This is a genomic window from Marinilabilia salmonicolor JCM 21150 (genome assembly GCF_000259075.1).
Lineage (GTDB): Bacteria > Bacteroidota > Bacteroidia > Bacteroidales > Marinilabiliaceae > Marinilabilia > Marinilabilia salmonicolor.
Genome location: NZ_AJKI01000002.1, coordinates 254,813 through 277,254, shown reverse-complemented (window position 1 = coordinate 277,254; position 22,442 = coordinate 254,813). Strand labels below are relative to the sequence as shown.

At 41.9% G+C, this 22,442-nt stretch carries 21 protein-coding genes; all 21 read left to right on the top strand.

What is annotated here, in order from left to right:
- Positions 1-83: 83 nt before the first annotated feature.
- Positions 84-1,931 carry an LTA synthase family protein gene (locus W7W_RS0101800; RefSeq protein WP_010662157.1) on the top strand — a complete coding sequence of 616 codons (1,848 nt, stop codon included), beginning with the start codon at positions 84-86 and terminating at the stop codon, positions 1,929-1,931.
- Positions 1,903-3,180 carry a U32 family peptidase gene (locus tag W7W_RS0101795; protein WP_234408358.1) on the top strand — a complete coding sequence of 426 codons (1,278 nt, stop codon included), beginning with the start codon at positions 1,903-1,905 and terminating at the stop codon, positions 3,178-3,180. The genes W7W_RS0101800 and W7W_RS0101795 overlap by 29 nt, the downstream gene beginning before the upstream one ends.
- A 220-nt stretch (positions 3,181-3,400) precedes the next feature.
- The gene (locus tag W7W_RS0101790) at positions 3,401-4,207 is read left to right on the top strand and encodes a DUF2797 domain-containing protein (RefSeq protein WP_010662155.1); all 807 of its coding nucleotides are present in this window, start codon (positions 3,401-3,403) and stop codon (positions 4,205-4,207) included.
- Positions 4,208-4,484: 277 nt separating this feature from the next.
- Positions 4,485-4,997, top strand: a complete 513-nt coding sequence (locus W7W_RS0101785; RefSeq protein WP_010662154.1) for a YfiR family protein — start codon at positions 4,485-4,487, stop codon at positions 4,995-4,997.
- A 114-nt stretch (positions 4,998-5,111) separates the two neighbouring features.
- Complete coding sequence (locus W7W_RS0101780) at positions 5,112-6,851, top strand: methyl-accepting chemotaxis protein (RefSeq protein ID WP_010662153.1); 1,740 nt, start codon at positions 5,112-5,114, stop codon at positions 6,849-6,851.
- Between the two features lie 94 nt (positions 6,852-6,945).
- Entirely contained in the window at positions 6,946-7,275 is a 330-nt protein-coding gene (locus W7W_RS0101775; protein ID WP_010662152.1) for a hypothetical protein, read from the top strand.
- 4 nt (positions 7,276-7,279) lie between these two features.
- On the top strand, positions 7,280-7,645 hold the full coding sequence (locus W7W_RS0101770; RefSeq protein ID WP_010662151.1) for a response regulator: 366 nt from the start codon (positions 7,280-7,282) through the stop codon (positions 7,643-7,645).
- Between the two features lie 77 nt (positions 7,646-7,722).
- Entirely contained in the window at positions 7,723-8,061 is a 339-nt protein-coding gene (locus W7W_RS0101765) for an Hpt domain-containing protein (RefSeq protein ID WP_036162567.1), read from the top strand.
- A gap of 56 nt (positions 8,062-8,117) precedes the next feature.
- On the top strand, positions 8,118-10,208 hold the full coding sequence (locus W7W_RS0101760) for a chemotaxis protein CheA (protein ID WP_010662149.1): 2,091 nt from the start codon (positions 8,118-8,120) through the stop codon (positions 10,206-10,208).
- A 12-nt stretch (positions 10,209-10,220) separates the two neighbouring features.
- The gene (locus W7W_RS0101755) at positions 10,221-10,670 is read left to right on the top strand and encodes a chemotaxis protein CheW (RefSeq protein WP_010662148.1); all 450 of its coding nucleotides are present in this window, start codon (positions 10,221-10,223) and stop codon (positions 10,668-10,670) included.
- Between the two features lie 45 nt (positions 10,671-10,715).
- Positions 10,716-11,189, top strand: a complete 474-nt coding sequence (locus W7W_RS0101750; protein WP_010662147.1) for a chemotaxis protein CheW — start codon at positions 10,716-10,718, stop codon at positions 11,187-11,189.
- Between the two features lie 16 nt (positions 11,190-11,205).
- On the top strand, positions 11,206-12,072 hold the full coding sequence (locus W7W_RS0101745; protein WP_010662146.1) for a CheR family methyltransferase: 867 nt from the start codon (positions 11,206-11,208) through the stop codon (positions 12,070-12,072).
- 139 nt (positions 12,073-12,211) lie between these two features.
- Positions 12,212-13,111, top strand: a complete 900-nt coding sequence (locus W7W_RS0101735; protein WP_025006685.1) for a sensor histidine kinase — start codon at positions 12,212-12,214, stop codon at positions 13,109-13,111.
- A gap of 11 nt (positions 13,112-13,122) precedes the next feature.
- Positions 13,123-13,593: a chemotaxis protein CheD gene (locus W7W_RS0101730; protein WP_010662144.1), complete on the top strand. Its 471-nt coding sequence runs from the start codon at positions 13,123-13,125 to the stop codon at positions 13,591-13,593.
- 21 nt (positions 13,594-13,614) lie between these two features.
- On the top strand, positions 13,615-14,694 hold the full coding sequence (locus tag W7W_RS0101725) for a protein-glutamate methylesterase/protein-glutamine glutaminase (protein ID WP_010662143.1): 1,080 nt from the start codon (positions 13,615-13,617) through the stop codon (positions 14,692-14,694).
- Between the two features lie 111 nt (positions 14,695-14,805).
- Positions 14,806-16,686, top strand: coding sequence for a PAS domain S-box protein (locus tag W7W_RS0101720; RefSeq protein ID WP_010662142.1), 1,881 nt, complete (start codon positions 14,806-14,808; stop codon positions 16,684-16,686).
- A 29-nt stretch (positions 16,687-16,715) separates the two neighbouring features.
- On the top strand, positions 16,716-17,546 hold the full coding sequence (locus W7W_RS0101715; protein ID WP_010662141.1) for a CheR family methyltransferase: 831 nt from the start codon (positions 16,716-16,718) through the stop codon (positions 17,544-17,546).
- Positions 17,547-17,563: 17 nt separating this feature from the next.
- Positions 17,564-18,385: a CheR family methyltransferase gene (locus tag W7W_RS0101710; protein ID WP_010662140.1), complete on the top strand. Its 822-nt coding sequence runs from the start codon at positions 17,564-17,566 to the stop codon at positions 18,383-18,385.
- Between the two features lie 4 nt (positions 18,386-18,389).
- Positions 18,390-18,968 (top strand): chemotaxis protein CheB, encoded by a 579-nt coding sequence (locus W7W_RS0101705; protein WP_010662139.1) that lies wholly within the window; start codon positions 18,390-18,392, stop codon positions 18,966-18,968.
- 11 nt (positions 18,969-18,979) lie between these two features.
- The gene (locus tag W7W_RS0101700) at positions 18,980-19,747 is read left to right on the top strand and encodes a GAF domain-containing protein (RefSeq protein WP_010662138.1); all 768 of its coding nucleotides are present in this window, start codon (positions 18,980-18,982) and stop codon (positions 19,745-19,747) included.
- Between the two features lie 50 nt (positions 19,748-19,797).
- Positions 19,798-22,413 (top strand): PAS domain S-box protein, encoded by a 2,616-nt coding sequence (locus tag W7W_RS0101695; protein WP_010662137.1) that lies wholly within the window; start codon positions 19,798-19,800, stop codon positions 22,411-22,413.
- Positions 22,414-22,442: the final 29 nt, after the last annotated feature.

The following is a 22,442-nucleotide window of genomic DNA, read 5'->3' as shown; positions in this document are numbered from 1 at the left end:
AGTTTGGTAACTCTTGAAATCTGCTTTGTCTTTCTTTTCGCATTTTCACTATTTTTGTCAGTTCATATTTAAACTTGCTGTTAATGATGAAGCAGTATCTTCTTACTTTCGTTCGGGTGTTTCTGTTCTGGTTGTTATTTTTCGCTTTTTTCAGGGCTGTATTTATAGCGGCCAATTATGGTTATGCTGACAATACTCCTATATTAACCACCTTGGCTTCTTTTGGCCCCGGACTTCGGATGGATCTCTCTTTTTCGGGATACCTGATGGTGCTTTCTGCTTTTGCGCAGGTGGTTTCGTTGCTTATTCAAAGGAAATTTTGCAGACAGTGTCTTCTGTGGATGCATTACTTTCTGATTCCTGTTTTCGCAGGCCTGTTGCTCGGGGATATAAATCTCTTCAGGTATTGGGGAGGGCATCTCAACAGCGAAGCTGTTGCATTTCTGGGAACTCCCGGAATTATTCTGAATTCAATTCACTGGAGTGAAGTTTTGATCTTTTTTGTTGTTTTAGCGGGGTTTTCATGGGGTACGATTGTACTGTTTAAAAGATATGTGGTTAGAAACATGTTGACTGAAGGTTTTACCTGGCCCAGGGCAGCTATTAATGCAGGTATTACATTGTTTTTGGCCGCTTTGATGATTGTTCCAATACGCGGAAGTTTCGGGGTTGCTCCTATTAATACCGGAGCTGCTTATTTCTCCAACTATTTGTTTGCCAACAATGCAGCAGTCAATCCCCTTTGGAATCTGGCTTATTCGATGAAACGAAGTGGAATAAAAGATGGGCAGTACCGGTTTGTTGAAAATGAGGTTGCAGAAAGTCAGTTTGCTGATTTGATGCGGCAATCCGGCGAGTTCACACCTCTACTCAATACCCGACAGCCCGATATTGTGGTTGTTTTATTGGAGGGGTTTTCTGCGCAGGCGATAGAGACATTGGGAGGAGCACCCATTACCAAAAATTTAGAAAGACTTAAAAAGGAAGGTGTTTTCTTCAACAATATTTTTTCCACCAGCTTCAGATCCGATTATGGCATGGTTGGAGTATTGGCCGGATATCCCGGAATTCCGGGTTATTCTATTATGCAATACCCTGATAAATCCCGGAAGCTGAATTTTATCCCTCAAAAGCTAAAAAGCGAAGGCTATAACGACCTGAACTTTATTTACGGAGGAGACATGGCTTTTAAAAACCTTAAATCATTGATTACGCTTTCCGGTTTTGGTGACGTGGTGGACATTGGGGATTTCCCATTGGAGAACAGAGGACAAAAGTGGGGTGTGCATGATGAATTCACTTTCAGAAAGTTTGCATCCATGATAGAAGAATCTGAATCACCCTCTTTCAATTTCATGTTTACATTGAGTAGCCATGAGCCGTTCGATGTTCCTATGGAGCGCGTTTACCAGGATGATTACTTTAATTCGGTTCATTATACCGACAGTTGCCTGGGTGAATTTGTTGATGAATTGAAAGAAAGTGCGCTGTGGGACAATTCTCTGGTAGTGCTGATTGCCGATCACGGAGTTTCAGGCCCCGAAAAACTGGGTTATACGGATGCGCGCCGATACCGGATTCCTATGTTGTGGACCGGAGGTGCATTGGAAGTACAGGATACAGTTATCGATACTTACGGATCGCAAGCCGATCTGGCAGCGACATTGCTTGCCCAACTGGGGATTGAAACCAATGAGTTTAAGTTCAGTAAAAACATCTTAGATAGGGATACCTCCGGATTTGCTTTTTTGCAATATCCTGATGGCTTCGGATATGTGGATCGAAATCAGTTCCAGATGTTTGATAAAAGTAACTACACCCCCTTGGTACTTGATGGTGCAAAAAATCAGGCGGATAGTTTGAAGGCCAAAGTTTTTATGCAGATGGTGGCAACCGATTTTAATGAAAGAATTAATAATGGTAAAAAATAATCTGAAAAGAAGTGATTTTGAGGTAATGGCGCCTGTGGGTTCGTATGAATCGCTGATGGCTGCCATTCAGGGTGGAGCAGATTCTGTTTATTTTGGCGCGGAGCAATTGAATATGCGTTCCCGGTCGTCGAGCAATTTTACTACTGAAGATTTGCGTGAGATTGTTCATATAGCTTCTGGGCATAAGGTAAAAACCTACCTTACGGTTAACACTGTTCTTTACGACAAGGATATTCCAGTGATGCATAAGCTGATTGAGGCGGCTAAAGAGAGTGGGATTTCGGCAGTTATTGCTTCTGATCAGGCGGCAATCAATTATGCCAACAGTATCGGAGTGGAAGTGCATATTTCCACCCAGGTGAATATCTCCAATGTGGAAGCCCTGAAGTTTTACAGTCACTTTGCCGATGTGGTGGTGTTGGCACGTGAGTTGAATATGGACCAGGTCAGAGCCATTTATGAAGCTATAGAAAAAGAGCAGATTAAAGGACCTTCCGGTGAGTTGATTCGTATCGAGATGTTCTCGCATGGAGCCCTGTGTATGGCAGTATCGGGGAAGTGTTACCTGAGTCTTCATCAACTCAATTCATCAGCCAATCGTGGAAGTTGCCTTCAACCATGTCGGCGCAGCTATATTGTGACCGAAAAGGACACCGGTCAGGAGTTGGAGGTTGATAACGAGTATATTATGTCGCCCAAGGACTTGAAAACCATTCATTTCATCAATAAGATGATGGATGCAGGTGTACGGGTATTTAAAATTGAAGGAAGGGCCCGGGGACCGGAATATGTGAAGACCGTTGTTGCAAGTTATAGCGAAGCCATCAATTCTGTATTGGATGGCAGCTATTCGCAGGATAAAATTGCTCAATGGGATCAACGTCTTACATCTGTCTTTAATCGTGGTTTCTGGGATGGTTATTATCTTGGACAGAAACTGGGAGAATGGAGCGCTAACTATGGTTCTCTTGCAACCCGGAAAAAGGTGTATCTCGGAAAAGGAACCAACTATTTTCCTAAAATAGGGGTTGCCGAATTTGTGCTGGAAACCAAGAGTCTAAAAGTAGGGGATGAAATTCTGATCACAGGGCCCACCACGGGTGTGGTTGAAATGAAAGTTCCTGAAATCAGGGTCGATTTACAACCTGTGGAGGAAGCCATGAAAGGCGATCGGTTATCAATTCCTGTAAAAGAGAAAATTCGACGATCTGATAAATTGTATAAGTGGGTAAGTCCCGATCATAAATAGTGCTTGCAAGGAAACGACAATTGCTGCGTTATGCTCGGCTTCAAAACAGTCATTTACGAAAAGTAAACTCTTGTTTTTCAGTCATCGCAAGCCTTGCACTTGCCGTCTTCTTGTCAAGCACTGGTGAAAAACATGTTTTTTTTGCCGGTACTAAATAGGCTGTGCAGAAAAAAAGCTCAACTCTCAACCCTCAACCTTCTAACGCTCTAAAAACTGTCTCATGCAATACCAGGGTAACCTTGTAAAGATGTCCAGCAAGCTTGATGGAAATAATGTTTCTTATACGCTCATACTGGAAGAGAATGAAATTGATATGACCCAAATGCTGGGAAAATCTTTGACTTTGACTTATCAGAAAAAGATAAATTGTATTAAGTGTGGGAAGGAGACTAAAAAGTCTTTTGGACAAGGATTCTGTTATCCTTGTTTTACTTCTGCTCCAGAAGCAAGTGATTGTGTGCTTCGTCCCGATCGTTGTAAGGCACATCTGGGAATTTCGCGCGATATGGTCTGGTCGGAAGATCATTGCCTGAAACCTCATATTGTTTATCTGGCAGTGAGTGGAGGATTGAAAGTAGGGGTAACCAGACTTTCCCAGGTACCAACAAGGTGGATTGACCAGGGAGCAGATCGGGCTGTGCGGCTTTGTCAGGTGCCAAACAGACATATTGCCGGGGTTATGGAGAAATTTCTAATGACTCAGTTTGGCGACAAAACCAACTGGAAGAAAATGGTCACCAATGAGGAATTTTCAGGAATTGACCTTCTTGCAGAGAAGCAAAAAGCTATAGATTCCTTGCCTTCGGAACTTCAGAAGTATGCCCTTAAGGAAGATGATAAGGTTTATGATTTTTCATATCCGGTGGATCAATGGCCCGTGAATCCTACACAGCATAACCTTGATAAGGATGCTGTTATTCAAGGTAAGCTGCAGGGTATTCGTGGACAATATCTCTTTTTTGAGGGAGAAAAGGTTTTGAATGTCCGGAGGTTTTCCGGGTACAAAATTCAGTTGGCTGTGGATTAAACAAAATAAAGATTCTTTCTATAAAGAGCCCGAATTCAGGCCGTTTCGTTGATGTGCCTTTGTGTTTTTTAATGTTCATTGTAAAAAATTGAGTTTTAAAAAGAAACCAAACTCAAGCAATTACGTAGCAATGTGATATATAATCAGAAAACGATTGTATTGAAACACAGCTCTTCTGTATTTCAGGTTATCACCCTGTAAAACAGAAGTGAAGAATAATATTTGCCGGAAATTCCGGTGAAGGGGTTACTTAGAAATAAAAATTTATTTAAGCAAAATGAAAAAGTTTTACTTGATGTTGGCATTATTGATGATAATGCCGGTTTTGATGCAGGGCCAGGTGGCGAAGTATAAGGCAGTTTTTACTCTTAATTTTATTCGCTATATTGGTTGGCCTGAAGCTGCACGTCAGGGAGATTTTGTAATCGGAGTGTTGCAGGACTCTGATATTGCAAGACGAATTGATCAGCAGACCGGTGGAAAGAAATTTGGGTTTCAAACCGTAGTGGTTAAAGAGTTTAAATCTCTGGATGATGTTACCGATTGTCAGGTTTTGTTTGTTTCCGACAGATCCGGATTTTCACGCAATGCCGCGCAGATAAAGCAAAAATTGGGCAATAACTCTCTTATTGTTACTGAAAGCGAAGGTGCAACCGACCACGGATCTATGATTAATTTTGTGGTGCGGAATGAAGTTCTTAAGTTTGAGATTCATAAAGGGAATGCTTCAAGCAATGGGCTTCAGATTAGTTCCAGGTTGGAAAATATGTCTTCGGCCATTGTGTTGTGATCATTATAATATTGTAATTTTACTATAAGCCCCGGGCTGCTTTATCCATATCAGTCCAGGGATTTTTGTTGATTCAGTCACCAATAATCCCGGGTATATGAAAAAGTCTTGTTCATGAAACTAAAATACAATTTAAACATAGCCCAAAAACTGATTTTTGGTTTCGGGCTTATACTTGTGGTTATTCTGATAAACTCAGTTCTTACACTAGGAACACTCACCAAAAGTAAAAATCTTACCAACGGGGTTACCAGTGTTTACTCCCCCACCACTGAAATGCTGGGCGACTTGGAGATGATGGTTACTCAGACCAAGATGCTGATTAAAAACTGGGTTTATATCGACCGTCAGGCAGATACTCCGGATAAAGTTCGTCTGGAAACCATCCATAATCAGGATTTTCCTCAATTAAAGGAGGAGTTGCTTTCTCTTTCAAAAGAGTGGGAAAGTGAACAGGATCAGGAAGTTCTGAATAATGCACTGCATGAAATTGATTCTCTTTTTACAATGCATCAATCCATTATGGGCTTATTGAGCTCTTTTGAATCTTATGATGACCCGATGGTTATGTTTGAGGTGGAGCCTATGGTTGTTGAAGGTGGCGATGTCATTACACTTAGTGATCAGATAATTGAGAAAGTTTCCGGACTTGGAACAACTTATCTTGCCAAGTATGAAGCCTCTTTACAGGACATGAACGATAACTTCACCTGGTTCACCTGGTTTACCGCGCTGATGAGTGTCATCCTCATTGCTGCTTCTCTGATTATTGGTTTTGTACTTTATACCACCATTGTAAAACCTCTTTTGAAGGGGGTTTCTTTTGCGCAGGCATTTGGGAAGGGTGACCTTACTGCCAGAGTGGATGTGAACCAAAATGATGAAATCGGAATCCTGGCCCGGGAGCTTGGTTCTATGGCCCTGAGTCTTAAAAATACTGTAGTTACCATTAAGCAAAATGCGTTGGATCTTGTTCATTCCAGTAAGAACCTTCGCGATAGTTCACAGCAATTATCCCGTGGTTCTGCCGATCAGGCTGCCTCGGCAGAAGAAGTTTCAACTTCTATCGAAGAGATGGTTGCGAATATCGATCAGAACACCGATAATGCAATTCAGACTGAAAAGATTACTGTGGAAACTGCCAAAGAGGTTAATGTGGCTAATGAATTGTCTGCTGAAGCGGTCAAAGCCATGCAGGATATCTCAGAACGAATTTCAGTAATTAGTGATATTGCCTTCCAAACAAATATTCTTGCGTTGAATGCTGCAGTGGAAGCTGCCCGTGCAGGAGAACATGGTCGTGGATTTTCGGTGGTTGCTGCTGAAGTGCGTAAGCTTGCAGAAAAGAGTAAGGTTGCCGCTGATGATATCGTAACCCTTGTTTCCAAAGGTCTTAAGGTTTCTAAGGAGGCGGGTGAGAAATCCAAGATGCTGGTTCCTGATATTGAGAAGACAACGCAACTGATTAAGGAGATTGCTGCTGCCAGTATGGAGCAAAAGACCGGGGCCGATCAGATTAATCAGGCTATGCAGCAGCTTAATATGATTACCCAGGAGAACGCGTCCTCATCTGACATGCTGACCACCAGCTCCGAGCAGTTGTCTGATCTTGCAGCCAACCTTCAGAAGGCCGTCGAGATTTTCAAAATCGGGGAAGAAGTGAATATAAAAACTGCAGAGGTGGATGTTCCCAAAGAGTCATCTAAACAAAAAGAGACGAAAAAGAAGACTTCATCAGCTGCAAAAGAAGAGTCTGCTTCAAAGAAGAGTGATAACAAGACAAACAATCCCCAAAAACCAAATCTTGGTAATCTTGGACGTGAGTTTGATCTGGATAATTATGAGAAGTTTTAAAAGGATGATCGGAACATGGCTAAGATTTGCAGGATAAGAACATCTGTGAGTTCTGATTGCAATTTTACTCATGCCCGGGATAAATAATATACAAATGAAGGACGATAATTTCCAAGTTCAGGTGAAAGCCGGTGACGATTCCATCGAAGTTATATTCAATGGTCAGCTAACCATAAATTATATTCAGAAAATTAAAGATTCAGTTGGTCAGCAAATTGATTTCTCCAAAGATATGGTCGTTGTTGTGGACAACCCGGACAATCTGGATATTACTTTCTTACAGCTTTTGCAATCATTGAAGAAAACAGCCGGGTTAAACAAACGGCAGTTTTCAGTGAAAAGCAAATTGCCCAGCGAATTGGAAAGTCTTGTTTCCAATTCCGGATTTTCCGATTTGTTAAATAGTAACCCTGTAAATAATTAATAAAATGGCAAAAACAGTTCTTATCGTTGATGACTCCGAAAGTATCCGCGAAGTGGTGAATTTTACACTTCAGAATGAAGGATATGACGTTTTGGTGGGTGTTGATGGCGAAGATGCACTGCAGTATCTGGATGGCCGTACCATCGATATTATTATTACCGACTTGCATATGCCTAACCTTGATGGTCTGGGGCTCATTCGTAAGGTCAGAGAAATGGATGATTATAAACATATCCCTATCTTATTTCTCACCACAGAGTCGCAGGCAGCCAAAAAGATGGAAGCCAAGCAGGCAGGGGCTACCGGATGGATTATTAAGCCATTTGTGCCGGCTAAGTTGTTGAGTGCTATTTCCCGGGTTTTAAGATAATTTGTGGGTTCTGCAGATATTTTTGTTTGGAGAATGCATGTATTGCGCCATACTTTTCTTAACTAAATCCAACCCTTATGACAAATCAACTTGAAGAAATCAGGAGGACGTTTATTCAAAACTGCATGGACGATCTTGAAGAATTGAAAGCTATGTTTGTCAATGCTGATTTTACCAACTCAAACCCAAATGCCGAAGATCTGGCCAATAATGTTTTTATGGTCATGCACGGTATTGCTGGCACAGCCCCAATGGTTGGACTGGATAGTCTTGGCCCTGTCTCCAGAAAGCTGGAGCTTGTTTTCGATAAAATCAGAAAGGGTGATAAAGAACTTTCTGAACAGATTAAGATCCAGACAATCAGGGGAATCGATGCCATTGTTGATGAATTAAAATCTGAAAAAATCGCTCTTTGAGATGTTTCATCATTGTTGATGTAATGTAGTTAAGTGCGAAATGGCAATAGGAAATTATGATAGATAAATTTAAAGCCAAGTTTGTTGAAGAGTCTCTGGATAATGTAAATGATCTGGAAGAAGCGCTCTTTGCCCTCGAAAATGATATGCAGAGTAAAGATCTGATCGAGCGCATATTTAGAGCGATGCACTCTCTTAAAGGTGGAGGCGCCATGTTTGGCTTCAATCATCTGAGTGATTTTACTCATCATCTGGAGAATATTTTTGATAAAGTCAGAAATAACAAACTTGATGTAACTCCTGATTTGATTTCTTTGACTTTCTCGGCTGTTGATGAGATTAAATCTCTTCTGGACAAAGGCGATCTTACCGAAAAGGAGGATTTGGATTCCTATCATGCTTTTATGGGGCGCATTCAATCTTTCTCCGAAACCGGAGCCGCAGCCTCTGTTGCTGAGTCTCCTGCAACAACTGCCCCTGTTGCGGACGATGGAGAGAAGACCTACCTGATATCTTTCGTTCCTAAAGAAGAACTTTTACAGAATGGTACCAACCCGCTCTTCCTGCTTGATGATCTTCATGCTTTGGGTGAGGGGTTCAGCATTGTTTATACCCATAAAGTTCCCTCTTTTGAACCTCTGGAACCGGAGAATAACTATTGTCTCTGGCAAATTCTGCTTACTACCACTGAATCTTTGAACGAAATTAAAGATGTTTTTATTTTCGTGGAAGATGAGTGTGATCTTACAGTGGAAGAAGTTTGTTCGGGGGGATTTGAGGTAAATCAGGGAATTAAAAAATTAATCAGCAATGCCAGAAGTGCCAATTCTTTGATAAAGGTAAGTGATCTTAAGATTTTGCTTAAGAAAGATGAGCCCGCAGCCAAAGAAACAGAAATAAAAGATACTGAAGATAAAGAACAGAAGAAAAAGAAGGCATTTAAAGAACACAAAATCTCAAGTATCAGGGTTTCTTCAATGAAGATTGATGAATTGGTCAACCTTGTGAGTGAACTGGTTACCGTGCAGGCACAGTTGAGTGTATATGCAGATAAAAAAGGGGAGAACGATATTCTGGGACTTGCTGAAAACGTTCAGAAGTTGTCACGTCAGTTGCGTGATAATGCCTTTGAAATCAGCCTTATACCCATGCAAAGTGAGTTGATGCGCTTTCAACGGCTTGTCCGCGATTTATCCAAAGAGTTGGGAAAAGAGATTGATTTTGTTATTGAGGGTGGCGACATTGAACTGGATAAAAATATAATAGAGCACCTTACAGATCCGTTGCTTCATATTCTTCGAAACTCTGTTGATCATGGTATTGAGATGCCTGATGAGAGAGTTGCAGCAGGAAAATCGCCTAAGGGAAATATCTATTTTAAAGCCTATCATGCCGGAGCCAATGTGCTGATCGAAGTCACCGATGATGGTAAAGGTATCAACGTTGAGGATATAAGGAAAAAAGCCATTGCCAAGGGAATTATTGATGATACTGCCGACTTGTCGGACAAGGAGATTCTCAACCTTATTTTTACCAGTGGTTTCTCAACAAGGGAAACAGTTTCTGATGTCTCAGGACGCGGTGTTGGAATGGATGTGGTTCGCAAAAAGATCTCGGAAATACGTGGCGAAGTTTCAATTGACTCTGAAGCCGGACAGGGTACTACCATTACCTTACGGTTGCCGTTAACTTTGTCAATTATTGACGGACTTCTCGTGAAAGTGGTTGACAATCAGTATGTGATTCCCATTTCATCCATTGAGAAAATTTTTGCGCTCAATCAAGGCCAGTTGAAAAACTCTTTCAACAAAGTTGTGGTCATTGATAATGAGCAAATCCCTTATGTGGATATGCGTGACGTTTTTAAGGAGGAAAAGGCTGAGATGGAAGTTCCACAGATGATTTTGGTTAAACATGATGATAAAAGACTAGGCCTCCTGGTTGATGAGGTTCTGGGAGAGTATCAGACTGTTGTAAAGCCATTGGGACGCTACCTGAAAACCCATGAGGTGGTTTCAGGAGCCTCAATACTCGGAGACGGTACCATTTCGCTTGTAATAGATACCAATCGTGTATTGCAAATGAATTCTTCCGGAAAATTTAAGGGGAAGAAAAAGGAAGAGGGAACGAAAAGGGAAGAATTTTAATTTTTGGTAATTATGTCGGAAAATAGCTATAGTACACTTTTATCTTTTAAACTTCAGGATGAGTTTTTTGCCATTGATGCAATGAGAGTCAATCATATCCTTGAAGTCCCTGAGATTACCAAAGTCCCCAATACTCCTGCTTTTATGGTTGGAGTACTCAACCTTCACGGAAATATTATTCCGGTAGTTGATCTGAGGCTTATGATGGGCTTTGAAAATACGGCCCTGACCAATGATTCTGCGGTGGTGGTTATTAATCCGGAAGACCAGCATGACAGTAGTCTTGGTGTAATTGTGGATATGGTTAAAGAAGTTGTTGAGACAGAAGGACTGGAAATAAAACCCACTGTGGCAGATAAGGAAGAGAGCATGCTCCGGAATTTTCACGGAACATTTTCCATTGAAGATCAGTTTGTTCATATCATTGATATTGAAGAGTTGGTAGTGGCTGCTGAGGTGTAATAGAGGAAAACGGATACCGGTATTGTAAAAAATAAAAAGATATAAATGAACTCATATCTGACATTTAAAGTAGTTGATGAAGTTTTTGCTGTTCATGTTTCTCATGTGATGGAAATCCGGGAATATGAAAAGCCAAAGCCTGTACCCCAGAAGATGGAATTTATTGCCGGACTCATTGAATTCCGGGATGAAGTGATTCCTTTAATTAACACCGGGTTGAAATTTAATCTTGGGGCAGTGGAAGCATCACAAAATTCAGTAATTGTGATATTGAATCTGCATAAAGAAGAGGAAGAAGATGATTATCGGGTGGCTGTCATGGCCGATGCAGTATCTGATGTGCTTGAAATGGAAGAAGGGGAATTAAAATCCATTCATCAGGAGTACAAGCCCGGGTATGTGGCCGGAACGTACAGTAAAGATGATGCCTTTGTCTTTGTGTTGGATCCTGACAAAGTCTTTACCCGCAATGAGGTCATTGAAATGGATAAAATATTAACAGCAGCTAAGGAGCAGTAGTTATTCAATTTAGGGCGTGGAGAGTAATTCGGAAAATAAGGGGTTTGATTGCTTTAAGGCAGAACTGTCGGAAAAGGACTTTCAGGCTTTTAGCAAATATATATTTACCGAATATGGCATAAAAATGCCTCCTGTAAAACGAATTATGCTTCAGGGGCGTTTGCTAAAGAGAATCCGTGAACTCAGGATGAACTCCTATACTGAATACAAGGAATATTTTTTTAGTAAGGAAGGTCAGGAACGGGAGCTGTTGAACTTTCTGAACGTGGTTACTACCAATAAAACTGATTTTTACAGGGAGCCGGTACATTTCGCTTTCCTTAAAGATCATGTGCTTCCGGATTTTGCCGAATCAACCGGTTTCAGCCGGCCTTTTAAGGTATGGAGTGCAGGTTCATCCAGCGGGGAAGAAGGCTATACCATAGCCATTGCACTGAACGAATTTAAACTGGCGAATCCGCGCTTCAGATATGAGATTCTGGGTACCGATATCTCCAGCCAGATGCTTCAGACAGCCGCCCGGGGCGTTTACAAGGAGTCTAAAATAGACATGGTACCCATTGATCTGAAACGCAGGTATTTTTTAAAGAGTAAAGACAGGGTGAATCCGACTGTCAGAGTGGTTCCGGAATTGCAGGCCAATCTGAAGTTGAGATATCTCAACCTGATAGACTCTGTTTATGATATTAGTGAAACTTTTGATGTGATTTTCTGTAGAAATGTTCTGATTTATTTCGACAGGGTAACACAGGAAAAAGTTATCAACCGTTTGTGCAGGCATCTGAGTTCAGACGGATATTTTTTTATTGGTCATTCAGAGTCGTTATCTGGTATGGATGTGCCGCTAGAACATGTTAAACCAACAATATTTAAGCGGTTATAACGCAGACCTGAATGGTGGGAATTATGGAATTTGATGATTTTCAATATATTTGTGCCCGATTTTCAATCTTTTTAACACTTTGGATTGAATCTCAATCAGAATAGAAAATAAAATACGATGACGCTATAATTAATGCATTATGACAAACATTACTGACAGACAATTATTAAAGGAAATCCGGGAGAAAATGAACGAGCGGAAAAAGTTCGAACAGGAGGTTCAACTGCTGACTCGTGAATTACAGGAGGTTACCAATAAGTTACGGGAATCGGAGGCCCTTAAAAGCCACTTTATATCAAATATTTCTAATGAGATAGTGAACCCGTTTACATCCATCCTGGGGTTGTCAAAATCCATTCTTTCGGTGGAGAAGAACGATTGGAAAAAGGTTGTTTCCATGGTTGCACTTATTCATAGTGAGGCTTTTAACCTTGACTTTCAGTTGAGAAATATTTTTGTTGCTGCAAAAATTGAAGCCGGAGAAGTGGTTCCGAATATTTCGAAAGTGAATGTGCGCGGAATTATTCAGAGCATCATCGAAGCTTTTAATCTGGTGGCCCGGAAAATGGGTATCCAGATTGAATTTGAATGGAACATTGAATATGGTTTTGGAAAGAATTTTTACTTCAAAACCGACAGTGAAAAAATTAAGCTTATACTCAGCAACTTGTTAAACAACGCGCTTAAGTATAGTTTTAAGGATAGCAAAGTAATTATTAAGGTTTGGGCGGACGAAGAAAAATTAAGCTTCTCTGTTCAGGATTTTGGAACAGGAATTTCTGATAAAAACCAAAAAATCATTTTCGAGCGTTTCAAGCGACTCGATACCGGAATCAACTCTATCAACCGGGGCCATGGACTGGGATTGTCCATAACTAAAGCCTTACTTGATGTGTTGGGAGGAGAGATTGATATCAAGAGCCAAAAAGGTGAAGGTTCCACTTTCATCATTCATGTGCCTGAAGCAAAGAATGTTGTTGACGGTTTTAGTGGCGAAGGTAATGACATCTTTTTTGATGATGGTGATGAGATTTTTTAAGGTTTTTATTAATGGAGCAATATTCACAACATTTTTTATATCCATCCACCTTATTTGCCAGTAAAGAGCCGTATGTGGTAAAGACCATTCTTGGCTCCTGCGTGGCGATATGTTTGTGGGATCCGGTTACCCGGATAGGGGGCATTAACCATTATATGCTGCCTAACTGGAACGGTAACGACCTGGCATCTCCCAAATACGGAAATATCGCCATCGATAAATTATTGGAGAAGATGAGCCAGTTGGGTGCCCGTAGAGAAAACCTTAAAGCCAAGATTTTTGGCGGAGGAGAGTTGATCGAAAGCGGGGCCAACGGAACCCTTATCGGTGAAAGGAATATCAGGGTGGCCAGATTGATTTTAGAAGCGAAAAAGATTCCCGTTGTGGCATCCAGTACCGGAGGCCGGAAAGGACGGAAAATACTCTTCTTCACAGACAGCGGTGAGGTACGACATAAGTTTTTGGATAAAAAGGCACAGTAATATTTTCTTTGATTTAGTTCTATGAGTAAGAATATCAGGGTACTTATTGTGGATGACTCGGCGGTAGTCCGTCAGAGTCTTTCTGCCATTCTGGAGTCTGATCCGCATATAGAGGTTATGGGCACTGCAGCCGACCCTCTTATTGCGGTAAAGAAGATTATGAAGGAAGTTCCGGATGTAATCACCCTGGATATTGAAATGCCACGGATGGACGGACTTACGTTCCTGCGCAAAATTATGTCGCAGCATCCTATTCCTGTAGTGGTTATTTCATCTCTTACCACCGAGGGAACTGAAACAGCAATGAAAGCTCTGGAGTACGGAGCTTCCGAAATCATTGGAAAGCCGGCCATGAATGCGGCTCAGTTTATCAATGAGTCCAAAATATTATTGTGTGATGCAGTTAAAGCAGCATCACAGGCCAAACTTACCCGGCTTAAGATAAGCCATACGCCTCAGGTTGACTGGGTAGCACCAAAGTTCTCTGCTGATGTCATTTTGCAAAAAAGCACATCGTATAAAAAAATTATCAGCACTGAGAAAATTATAGCGTTGGGTGCTTCTACCGGTGGAACAGAGGCGATACGTGCTTTTCTGAAAAACTTACCGGCCAAGATGCCGGGGATTGTTATTGTGCAGCATATGCCCGAAGGTTTTACCCGTTCTTTTGCAAACAGTCTTAACAACCTTTGCGAGCTGGAGGTGAAGGAGGCAGAGAATGGGGATCGCTTATACCAGGGAAGGGTTCTGGTTGCACCGGGAAATAAGCACATGTTGCTGAAACGAACGGGGAAGGAATATTCTGTAGAGGTTCGTGAAGGACCTTTAGTAAACAGACACAGGCCTTCGGTTGATGTTTTGTTCCGCTCTGCAGCCCGCTATGCCGGGCAAAATGCCATGGGAATTCTGCTTACCGGTATGGGGAACGACGGAGCCAAAGGTCTTTTTGAGATGAAGGAGGCCGGAGCCTCTACTATAGCGCAGGACGAAGCCTCTTCGGTGGTTTTTGGAATGCCGCGCGAAGCAATTAAGCTGGGGGCAGCAAAAGAGGTATTGCCAATCGATAAAATGGCGCCCTATCTTTTAAAGAATTTTATTTGACCTTCCTTAACCGCTTTAGAATAGAGAATCATTGGTTGTACTATAACCTTTTTGCTTATGGTTCGTTAATATCTCTATTAATTGAGGTTGCCTGAAAATAATATTTATCAGATGAAGAAGACCGACTACAAACGTATATTATCAAATTATTCGCTTCGGGGCTTTGCGCTGGGGCTTATTTTGGCTGCTATTGTTATTTTGTTAAGCTTTGATGCTGAAGTTGTGCGGCAATACGGTGGAGGATTACATACTCTTCTGGCACTCATGCCCGGTCTTTGGGTGGTGTTGTTGTTTCCCTTCATTTTTGCCATTATTGGTTATCAGGTAGCCAATGTTTTTGTTCGTTCCATTCGTAAACAAAATAAGCGTATTAAGCGGGAAGCCGGAAAAACCAAAATGGTTTTGGGCTTTATAGACAATTTGAGGCAGGGAAACCTGGAAGAATCCTTACCCGATAATCAGAAAAGAGATGCGCTGACCAAAGCTCTCATTAAATTGAGGGAGTTTATGGTTCAGAATAAGCGTGATCAGGAACAACGTCGTCTCGAAGAGGAGCAGCGAACCTGGGTTACTCAGGGTTTGGCCCAGTTTGCCGAGTTGCTGCGCAAGAATAATGACAACCTGGAGGAGCTTTCTTACAATATTATCCACTACCTGGTCAATTATATGAAAATTAATCAGGGTGGTGTGTTTTTGCTGAATCACCCCTCCAATGGCGATGAGAAATACTTCGAAATGACCGCTTGTGTTGCCTATGAACGAAAAAAATTCGCCGATAAGATCATTGGTTGGGGAGAAGGTCTTGTGGGACGTTGCGCATTGGAGAAGAGCACCATTTACATGACGGATGTTCCTGAAGATTATGTAAATATAACTTCCGGGCTCGGTGAGGCCACACCTAAAGCTGTTATGCTTGTGCCCTTAAAAGCCAACGAAGAGATTTATGGTGTCATAGAACTTGCGTCCTTCCATCCTTTTGAGCAGTTCGAAATCGAGTTTGTTGAAAAACTCGGAGAGAGTATTGCGCTGACCATTTCTACGGTTAAGACCAATATGAAGACGTCCAAACTGCTGAAAGAGACTCAGATTCAGGCCGAAAAGATGGCTCAGCAGGAGGAGGAGCTCCGTCAGAACCTGGAAGAGATGAAGGCTACTCAGGAGGAGAGCGAACGTCAGGCCCTGGAAATGCAGGGTATTCTGGATGCTATCGATCATGCTGCCATCAGCTGTGAATTTGAAACCGATGGGACATTAATTTCTGTAAATCATAATTTTCTGAGCACTTTTAAATATCGTCCCGAGGAAATTGAAGATCAAAACCTGAGAATCTTCTTCTTTAAGGAGGATGTGGGCGAACTGGACAAAATTCTGGCTCAGCTTCAGGAGGGGCAAAACTTCCGAGGGCGGGTGCGTCGTCGTACCAAGCTGGGTGAAGAAATTTATTTGCTAACCACATACTCACCCGTGGTGGATAATGACGGCGAGATAATGAAAATTCTCAGTCTCGAGAATGATGTTACCGAGCAGGTGCAAATGGAGGAAGCTCTTAAACGGTCGAAAGACGAACTGGGCGTCATGCTTGAAGAGGCTCGGAATGAGGTTAAAGGACACTTCAAAGAGATTGAGGCCGTGAAAATCCGAAATGAAAAGACCCTGGAGGGAGCTCTTGATGCCATTATTACCACCAATAAGGAGGGAATGCTGGAATTTTTCAATGCTGCAGCCGAGAAGCTTTGGGGATACAACCGGGAGGAAGTTCTGGGAGAGCATGTTTCCAAACTGTTTTCCAAAGACGCCACCAAAAATGATCCATTTGTATCGGCCTTTGTTAATTCCAATGGAAGTAAGGTAATTGGTGAGCGGAAGGAGGTTCCGATTTTAAACAAATACGGGGAAGAAGTGCCTGTATTATTCCTTCTGTCGGACGCAGAGGTGGGTGACGACCATTCTTACACTGCGTTTATTCAAAATGTGGAGGTAGAACTCTTTTAAATATTGTAGGGTTGAACAGTTGTGGCGTAATGACATATAAAGAATATCTCCGGGTGCTTAAGCAGCACTCTCCTTACGACTTTTCGGATTACTCAGATAACTCCATTTACAGAAGAATTGATAAAGTGATGAGGGATCAGGAGGTGACACTTGAGCAACTTTGTGAAAGGACCCGCCATGATAAGGACTTTGTGGAGCAGGTAGTGGAAGCCATCACAGTAAATACAACTGAGTTATTCAGAGATCCTGCAGTCTGGAAATATCTCTTCGAAAAACATTTGCCCTCGTTGTCGGGAAATAATTTTATTAATGTCTGGCATGCAGGATGCTCAACAGGTCAGGAAGTTTATTCTCTTCTTATTTTGTTTAATGAGTTGGGGCTGCTCGATAAGGTGCGTGTTTTTGCCACGGATATAAGCCGGAATGCACTGGATGTCGCGAGAAAAGGGGTTTATCAAAATCAGATTGACCGGGGTTGCATTGAGAATTTCAACACCGTATTTGATATTACATCCGGAGATAAAACAACTTTTTTGAATTATTTCGATGTGGATGAGAAACACGACCGGATAAGTGTAAAACCTTTTTTGAAGGAAAAGATAAAATTTATAAGGCATGATTTGGTTAAAAATGACGTGCCTTTTTACAATAAAGTAGATGTGGTGTTTTGCCGCAATGTATTGATTTATTTTAATGTAAATCTTCAGAATCGCATTGTTCAGCGGTTCCACGAGGGATTATACAATAACGGAACACTTGTACTCGGAGCCCACGAGGGATTAAGTGGTTTTTTTAAAACCAAGTTCGATCGCCAGGGACCTGTTTACAGAAAAAGCAATGTGTTTCATTTGCGATATTGAACAAAACATGTTTTTACATGGGGGTTACGTTAGGGATTAATGATTTAAAAATGGTCACCGCAGAGATGGCAGAATATCCGGATATGGATTATACCGGATTGTCATTTTCTTTCCTGAAAAGGAGGCTTGCCTATGTTTTTGAAAAACTGAAGGTAAGAAAGCTTGTCGCTTTTTCGGAGCGTTTGAGTGATGAAGATTTTCGTGAAGAAGTAAAGTATCACATGGCAGTGAAGGTTACGGAGATGTTTCGCGATCCAGGATTCTGGAGGTCAGTTCGTCAGAATGTCTTTCCTGTCCTGGGAGACCATTTCACTGTGTGGTTTCCGGATACCCCGTCGGGAGAGGAATTGTTTTCTTTTTTGGTTTTGCTGAAAGAAAGCAATCTTCTTGAGTCGGTAGATGTTGTTTGTCAACATCCGTCTGAGCAGCTTTGTAATGAAATTTCCATGGGTGTGTTTGATACCAGGAACAGCGAGCTGAATCACAGTAATTACAAAAGATTGGAAGAGAGTGACCGTTTTGAAGAGTATTTTACCGAAGAAAGCGGAGATACCATCTTTAATAAGGCCTTGCTGAAGCATTGCCGGTTTCGGACCAAGGCTGCCGGAGTGGCTGAAGAGGGTGAGATGTTTGATTTTATTGTTTTCCGGAATTCGGGGATCAATTATTCCTACAGCAGGCATGAAGAATTGTTTAAAGAAATTGTAGATCATATTCGTCCCGGTGGATTTTTGGCCATTGGCGTAAAAGAGACCATTCCCGGCAATCTTAAAGATTATTTGACGGTGGTGGATGACAAAGAGAGTATTTTCAGGAAACCGGGAGTCAAAAATGAGTAACAGCATGAAGAAATCCGATCGGAAATTTAAAGTTGTGGTCATTGGAGGATCGGCCGGAAGTTTTTCTGTTGTATCGAAAATCCTTTCGCAGTTGGACCCGGAGTTTCCAGTGCCATTGGTTTTATGTCTGCATCGGTTGAAACATGTGCGATCCGGATTGGTGGAGGGATTAAATCTCAAATCCAGAATTCCGGTGGTTGAGCCATTTGATAAGGAAAAACTTAAACCCGGTGTGGCCATGCTGGCACCCTCGAACTATCATCTTTTTGTGGAATTCGACAGTACTATTTCGTTGTCCACCGAAGAAGTGTATAATCACAGCCGGCCGGCAATTGACTTTGCATACTCCTCTGCAGCCTATGCGTTCAGGGAGAAAACACTGGGCATTATTCTTACCGGTGCAAATAAAGATGGCGCCAGAGGATTAAAAGGCATTAAGGATAAAAAAGGTTATACCATTGTGCAGGATCCTTCAACTTGCGATGTGGAAACTATGCCGCAGTCAGCCCTGAAGTTGTTCGAACCCGACCAGATATTAACGCCCGATGAAATTGTGAAAGTTTTAAACAGTCTTGTTGGTTAAAAAATTTGTTTATGAGCAGAATTAAATTTAGTCATCATGCTTTTCAAAAGTATCTCTTTTTTTTGGGGGGAATTGCTTTTGGGTTGTCACTGCTCAAAAATATTTTTTTGGAACAGAATCCGGGAACCATCTTTTACCTGGTTGAGTTTTTGTCGTTTATATTCTTTCTGGCAGCGTTTTATGTGAGTGATAAAAACAATCAACAGTTGAGGGCTCTCAATGAGCGTCAAAAAGATGAATTTGAGGAAGACAGGAAACGGATGAGCCGGAAGATTGATAACCTTGAGGAGATTGTATCTGCTTTTGAAGAGAAGGAAAACGAGGCTGCACGCTTTGCCACCTATCAGGAAAAGATATTGCAACAGCTTTCCCGGGTTGGAGGTGACGACAAGCACCAATTGTTATATACGCTTGGGGAGTTATTTCACGGAATGGCTGCAGTTCTCTATAAAAAAGGGGAACCGAAGGGGATATTTAACGTAGAAGCAACTTACGGACTTACTGAAGATGCTTTGGTTGCAGGATTTGCTGCCGGAGACGGCCTGCATGGCCAGACGGTAACCGACGGAAAGGCCACCCTGGTGGAGGAAATTCCGGAAAACTATTTCGAAGTGGAAACAGGACTTGGAAAAAGTGAAAACTACTTTCTGTATCTGTTGCCTGTGATGCAGGAAGGTGACTGTATAGGTCTTGTTGAATTACTGACCTTCAGAAAGAGTGAGATTAAGGAACTGTGGCCAAAGGTCATGAAGAAGCTTGTGGAGCAGGAAATTCTATAATATTTAGGAATAACCGGTTTTATTAATCGTGTTAAGCAGAAACAAAAAGAATGGGAGTTTACAAAAAATTACAAAAAACAATCAGAAAGTGGTTTTTTACGGGGGTATTGTCCGTTAAAGATCAGTTGTATCTGCTTGTTTTTATTTTTCTGTTTTTGCTTCTGGCGTGGGGCGGGTTTTTGTCAATTCAGGACCGGCCTTTCAGCTTTAGCAATATACTGTATCTGCATACGTGGTGGCTTGTTTGGGTTGTGGATCTGCTGATTGTTTCGGTTCCTCTGGCAGTGATTTTTGTTCGAAATTACATCAATATACATACTTCAGACTACAGGAATGAAATTCATCATCTGAAAAGACAGATTGATCATAACATAGAACTTGCCGGAAAACTCAGAGACAGCGGAGATGTATCTGAAGAGGATAACCGGGAAGATCAGCTCTCTTCTGTGCTTCTTGACCTGGGGAAGAATCTTCGTACTGCCCGCTTGCGTGAGGATGAAGAGAATTATATCTCCAAGGGGAAAGAGCAAATGTCGGACCTTTTGCGTACTCATCATGTACTGACTGAACTTACTCCCGACGTGTTAAGAGCACTAATAGATTATATGGGTGGGATTCAGGGAGCATTCTACCTCAAAGAGGGTGATTTGTTGAAGAGAAGTGCCATGCATGCTTACAATCGTCGTCGCTACGAATACGATGAGTTTAAGATAGGGAAAGGTCTTGTAGGTGCTGCTGCTTATGAAAAGCAGATTATTTATCGTACAGAGATTCCAGCTGATTTTTGGTCCGTCACTTCGGGTATCATCGGAGAACAAAAACCCAGGACACTGCTGATCCTACCACTTCTGCAGGAGAAAGAGTTGCAGGGTGTGGTGGAAATTGCTTTCATGAAAGATCATTTGGAGAAGAAGCATCTTTCTTTTGCCGAAGAGGTGGCCGCCACCATTGGTCAAACCATCTATAACCTTAAGATAACTTCCCGCACAGAAAAATTGCTGGAGGAGTCACAAAGCCTCACTAAAACACTTCAGGAAAATGAAGAGCAGTTGAGGGAAAATGCACGTGAAATGCTCGAGACCCAGGAGGAACTGGAGAAATCGAATCAGATGCTGGAAACTCAGGTGCAGGAGGTGGCACACGCTCAGAAACGATTGGAGGCTTTGCTTACCAATGCTTCTGAGTTTATTTCTATTTACAACGAAAATCAGGAACTTGTTTTTGAAAGTCCTTCTGTGAAACGCATCCTTGGATACGACGACGATGATGAGGTAAACGGTATGGATCCTGATCTGTTGACACCACGTGGTTATCGTACCATCAACAACTTGTTCCAGTATCTGCTTGAAACTCCGGGCGGAGAGCAAACGGCTCAATATACCTATTTGAGGAAGAACGGTGAAAAACTCTTCCTCGAAACCAAAGGAAAAAACCTGTTGCATGATCCTGCGATTAAAGGGATTATTTTTAATACACAGGATATTACCGAGAGAAAACGAGCCGAGAAGGAAGAACAGATGAAATCACGGATGCAAAGTCTGTCGGAAAACAGTCCCGATATGATTATGCGCGTGAATATAATGGGCAAATTGGTTTATGTGAATCCGGCAGTTGCTGAGTTTGTGCAAATTCCCGCCATCGATATTGTGAAGAAAAGGGTTAGCGAACTGGACATTGACATCCGGTTTGTGGAATATGTGGAGGAAACGCTGGAAGCTATTAAAACGGAGCAGGATACTATTATTTCCGAGGTTAAGATTGAAGTTGGAGGGGATGAGCGCATCATGGAAATTAAAGGTATCCCGGAGTTGAATGATGAAGGGGAATTGGAATCTGTCTTGTTTGTGTCGCACGATATGACAGAGTTTAAGAAAATTGAGGCCGACATTAAAGACAAGAATAAAAAGATTTCGGACAGTATCAATTACGCTCAACGAATTCAAAGTTCATTGCTTCCGGATACCAATTATTTACAGAATTATTTTCCCAGATCCTTTATTTTTTACCGACCCAAAGATGTGGTTAGTGGTGACTTTCCATGGTTCCTGGAAAAAGACGGTATTCTTTATGTGGCCGCAGTGGACTGTACCGGACACGGAGTGCCGGGAGCCTTGCTCTCATTTATCGGTTATTTCCTTTTAAACAACATTGTAAGTGCCGATCCGCATTTGTCCTCCGCCGAAATAATGGAACAACTTCATCAGGAAGTACGTAAAGCATTGAAACAGGACCAGGAAGGGTCTAACGGTCGTGACGGAATGGACATTGCATTCTGTAAGGTTGAAAAGGATAAGAAAATCCTGGATTATTGCGGAGCGCACCGACCTCTCTTCTTAGTTAGAGAAGGCGAATTGCTCGAGTACCAGGGAACACGCAAGGGTATTGGCGGAGCACCGTTACCCCGTAAGAAAGAAAAAGAATTTGAGAATCATGTGATAGATTATCAGGAAGGAGACAAAATATTTATCTTTTCTGATGGTTTACCTGATCAGCTTGGAGGGCCGGACAGGAAGAAATTCCAGCCACGCCGGATGCGCGAGGCCCTCACCATGGATGCCAGTTATACAATGGCGCACTATGGACGCTACTTTCCAAAAGTGTTTTATGAATGGATGGGCGAGGAAAAACAAGTTGACGATGTTTTATTGATAGGAATTGAATTGTAATTATCTTTACACTTTTAAAGACTTCATAC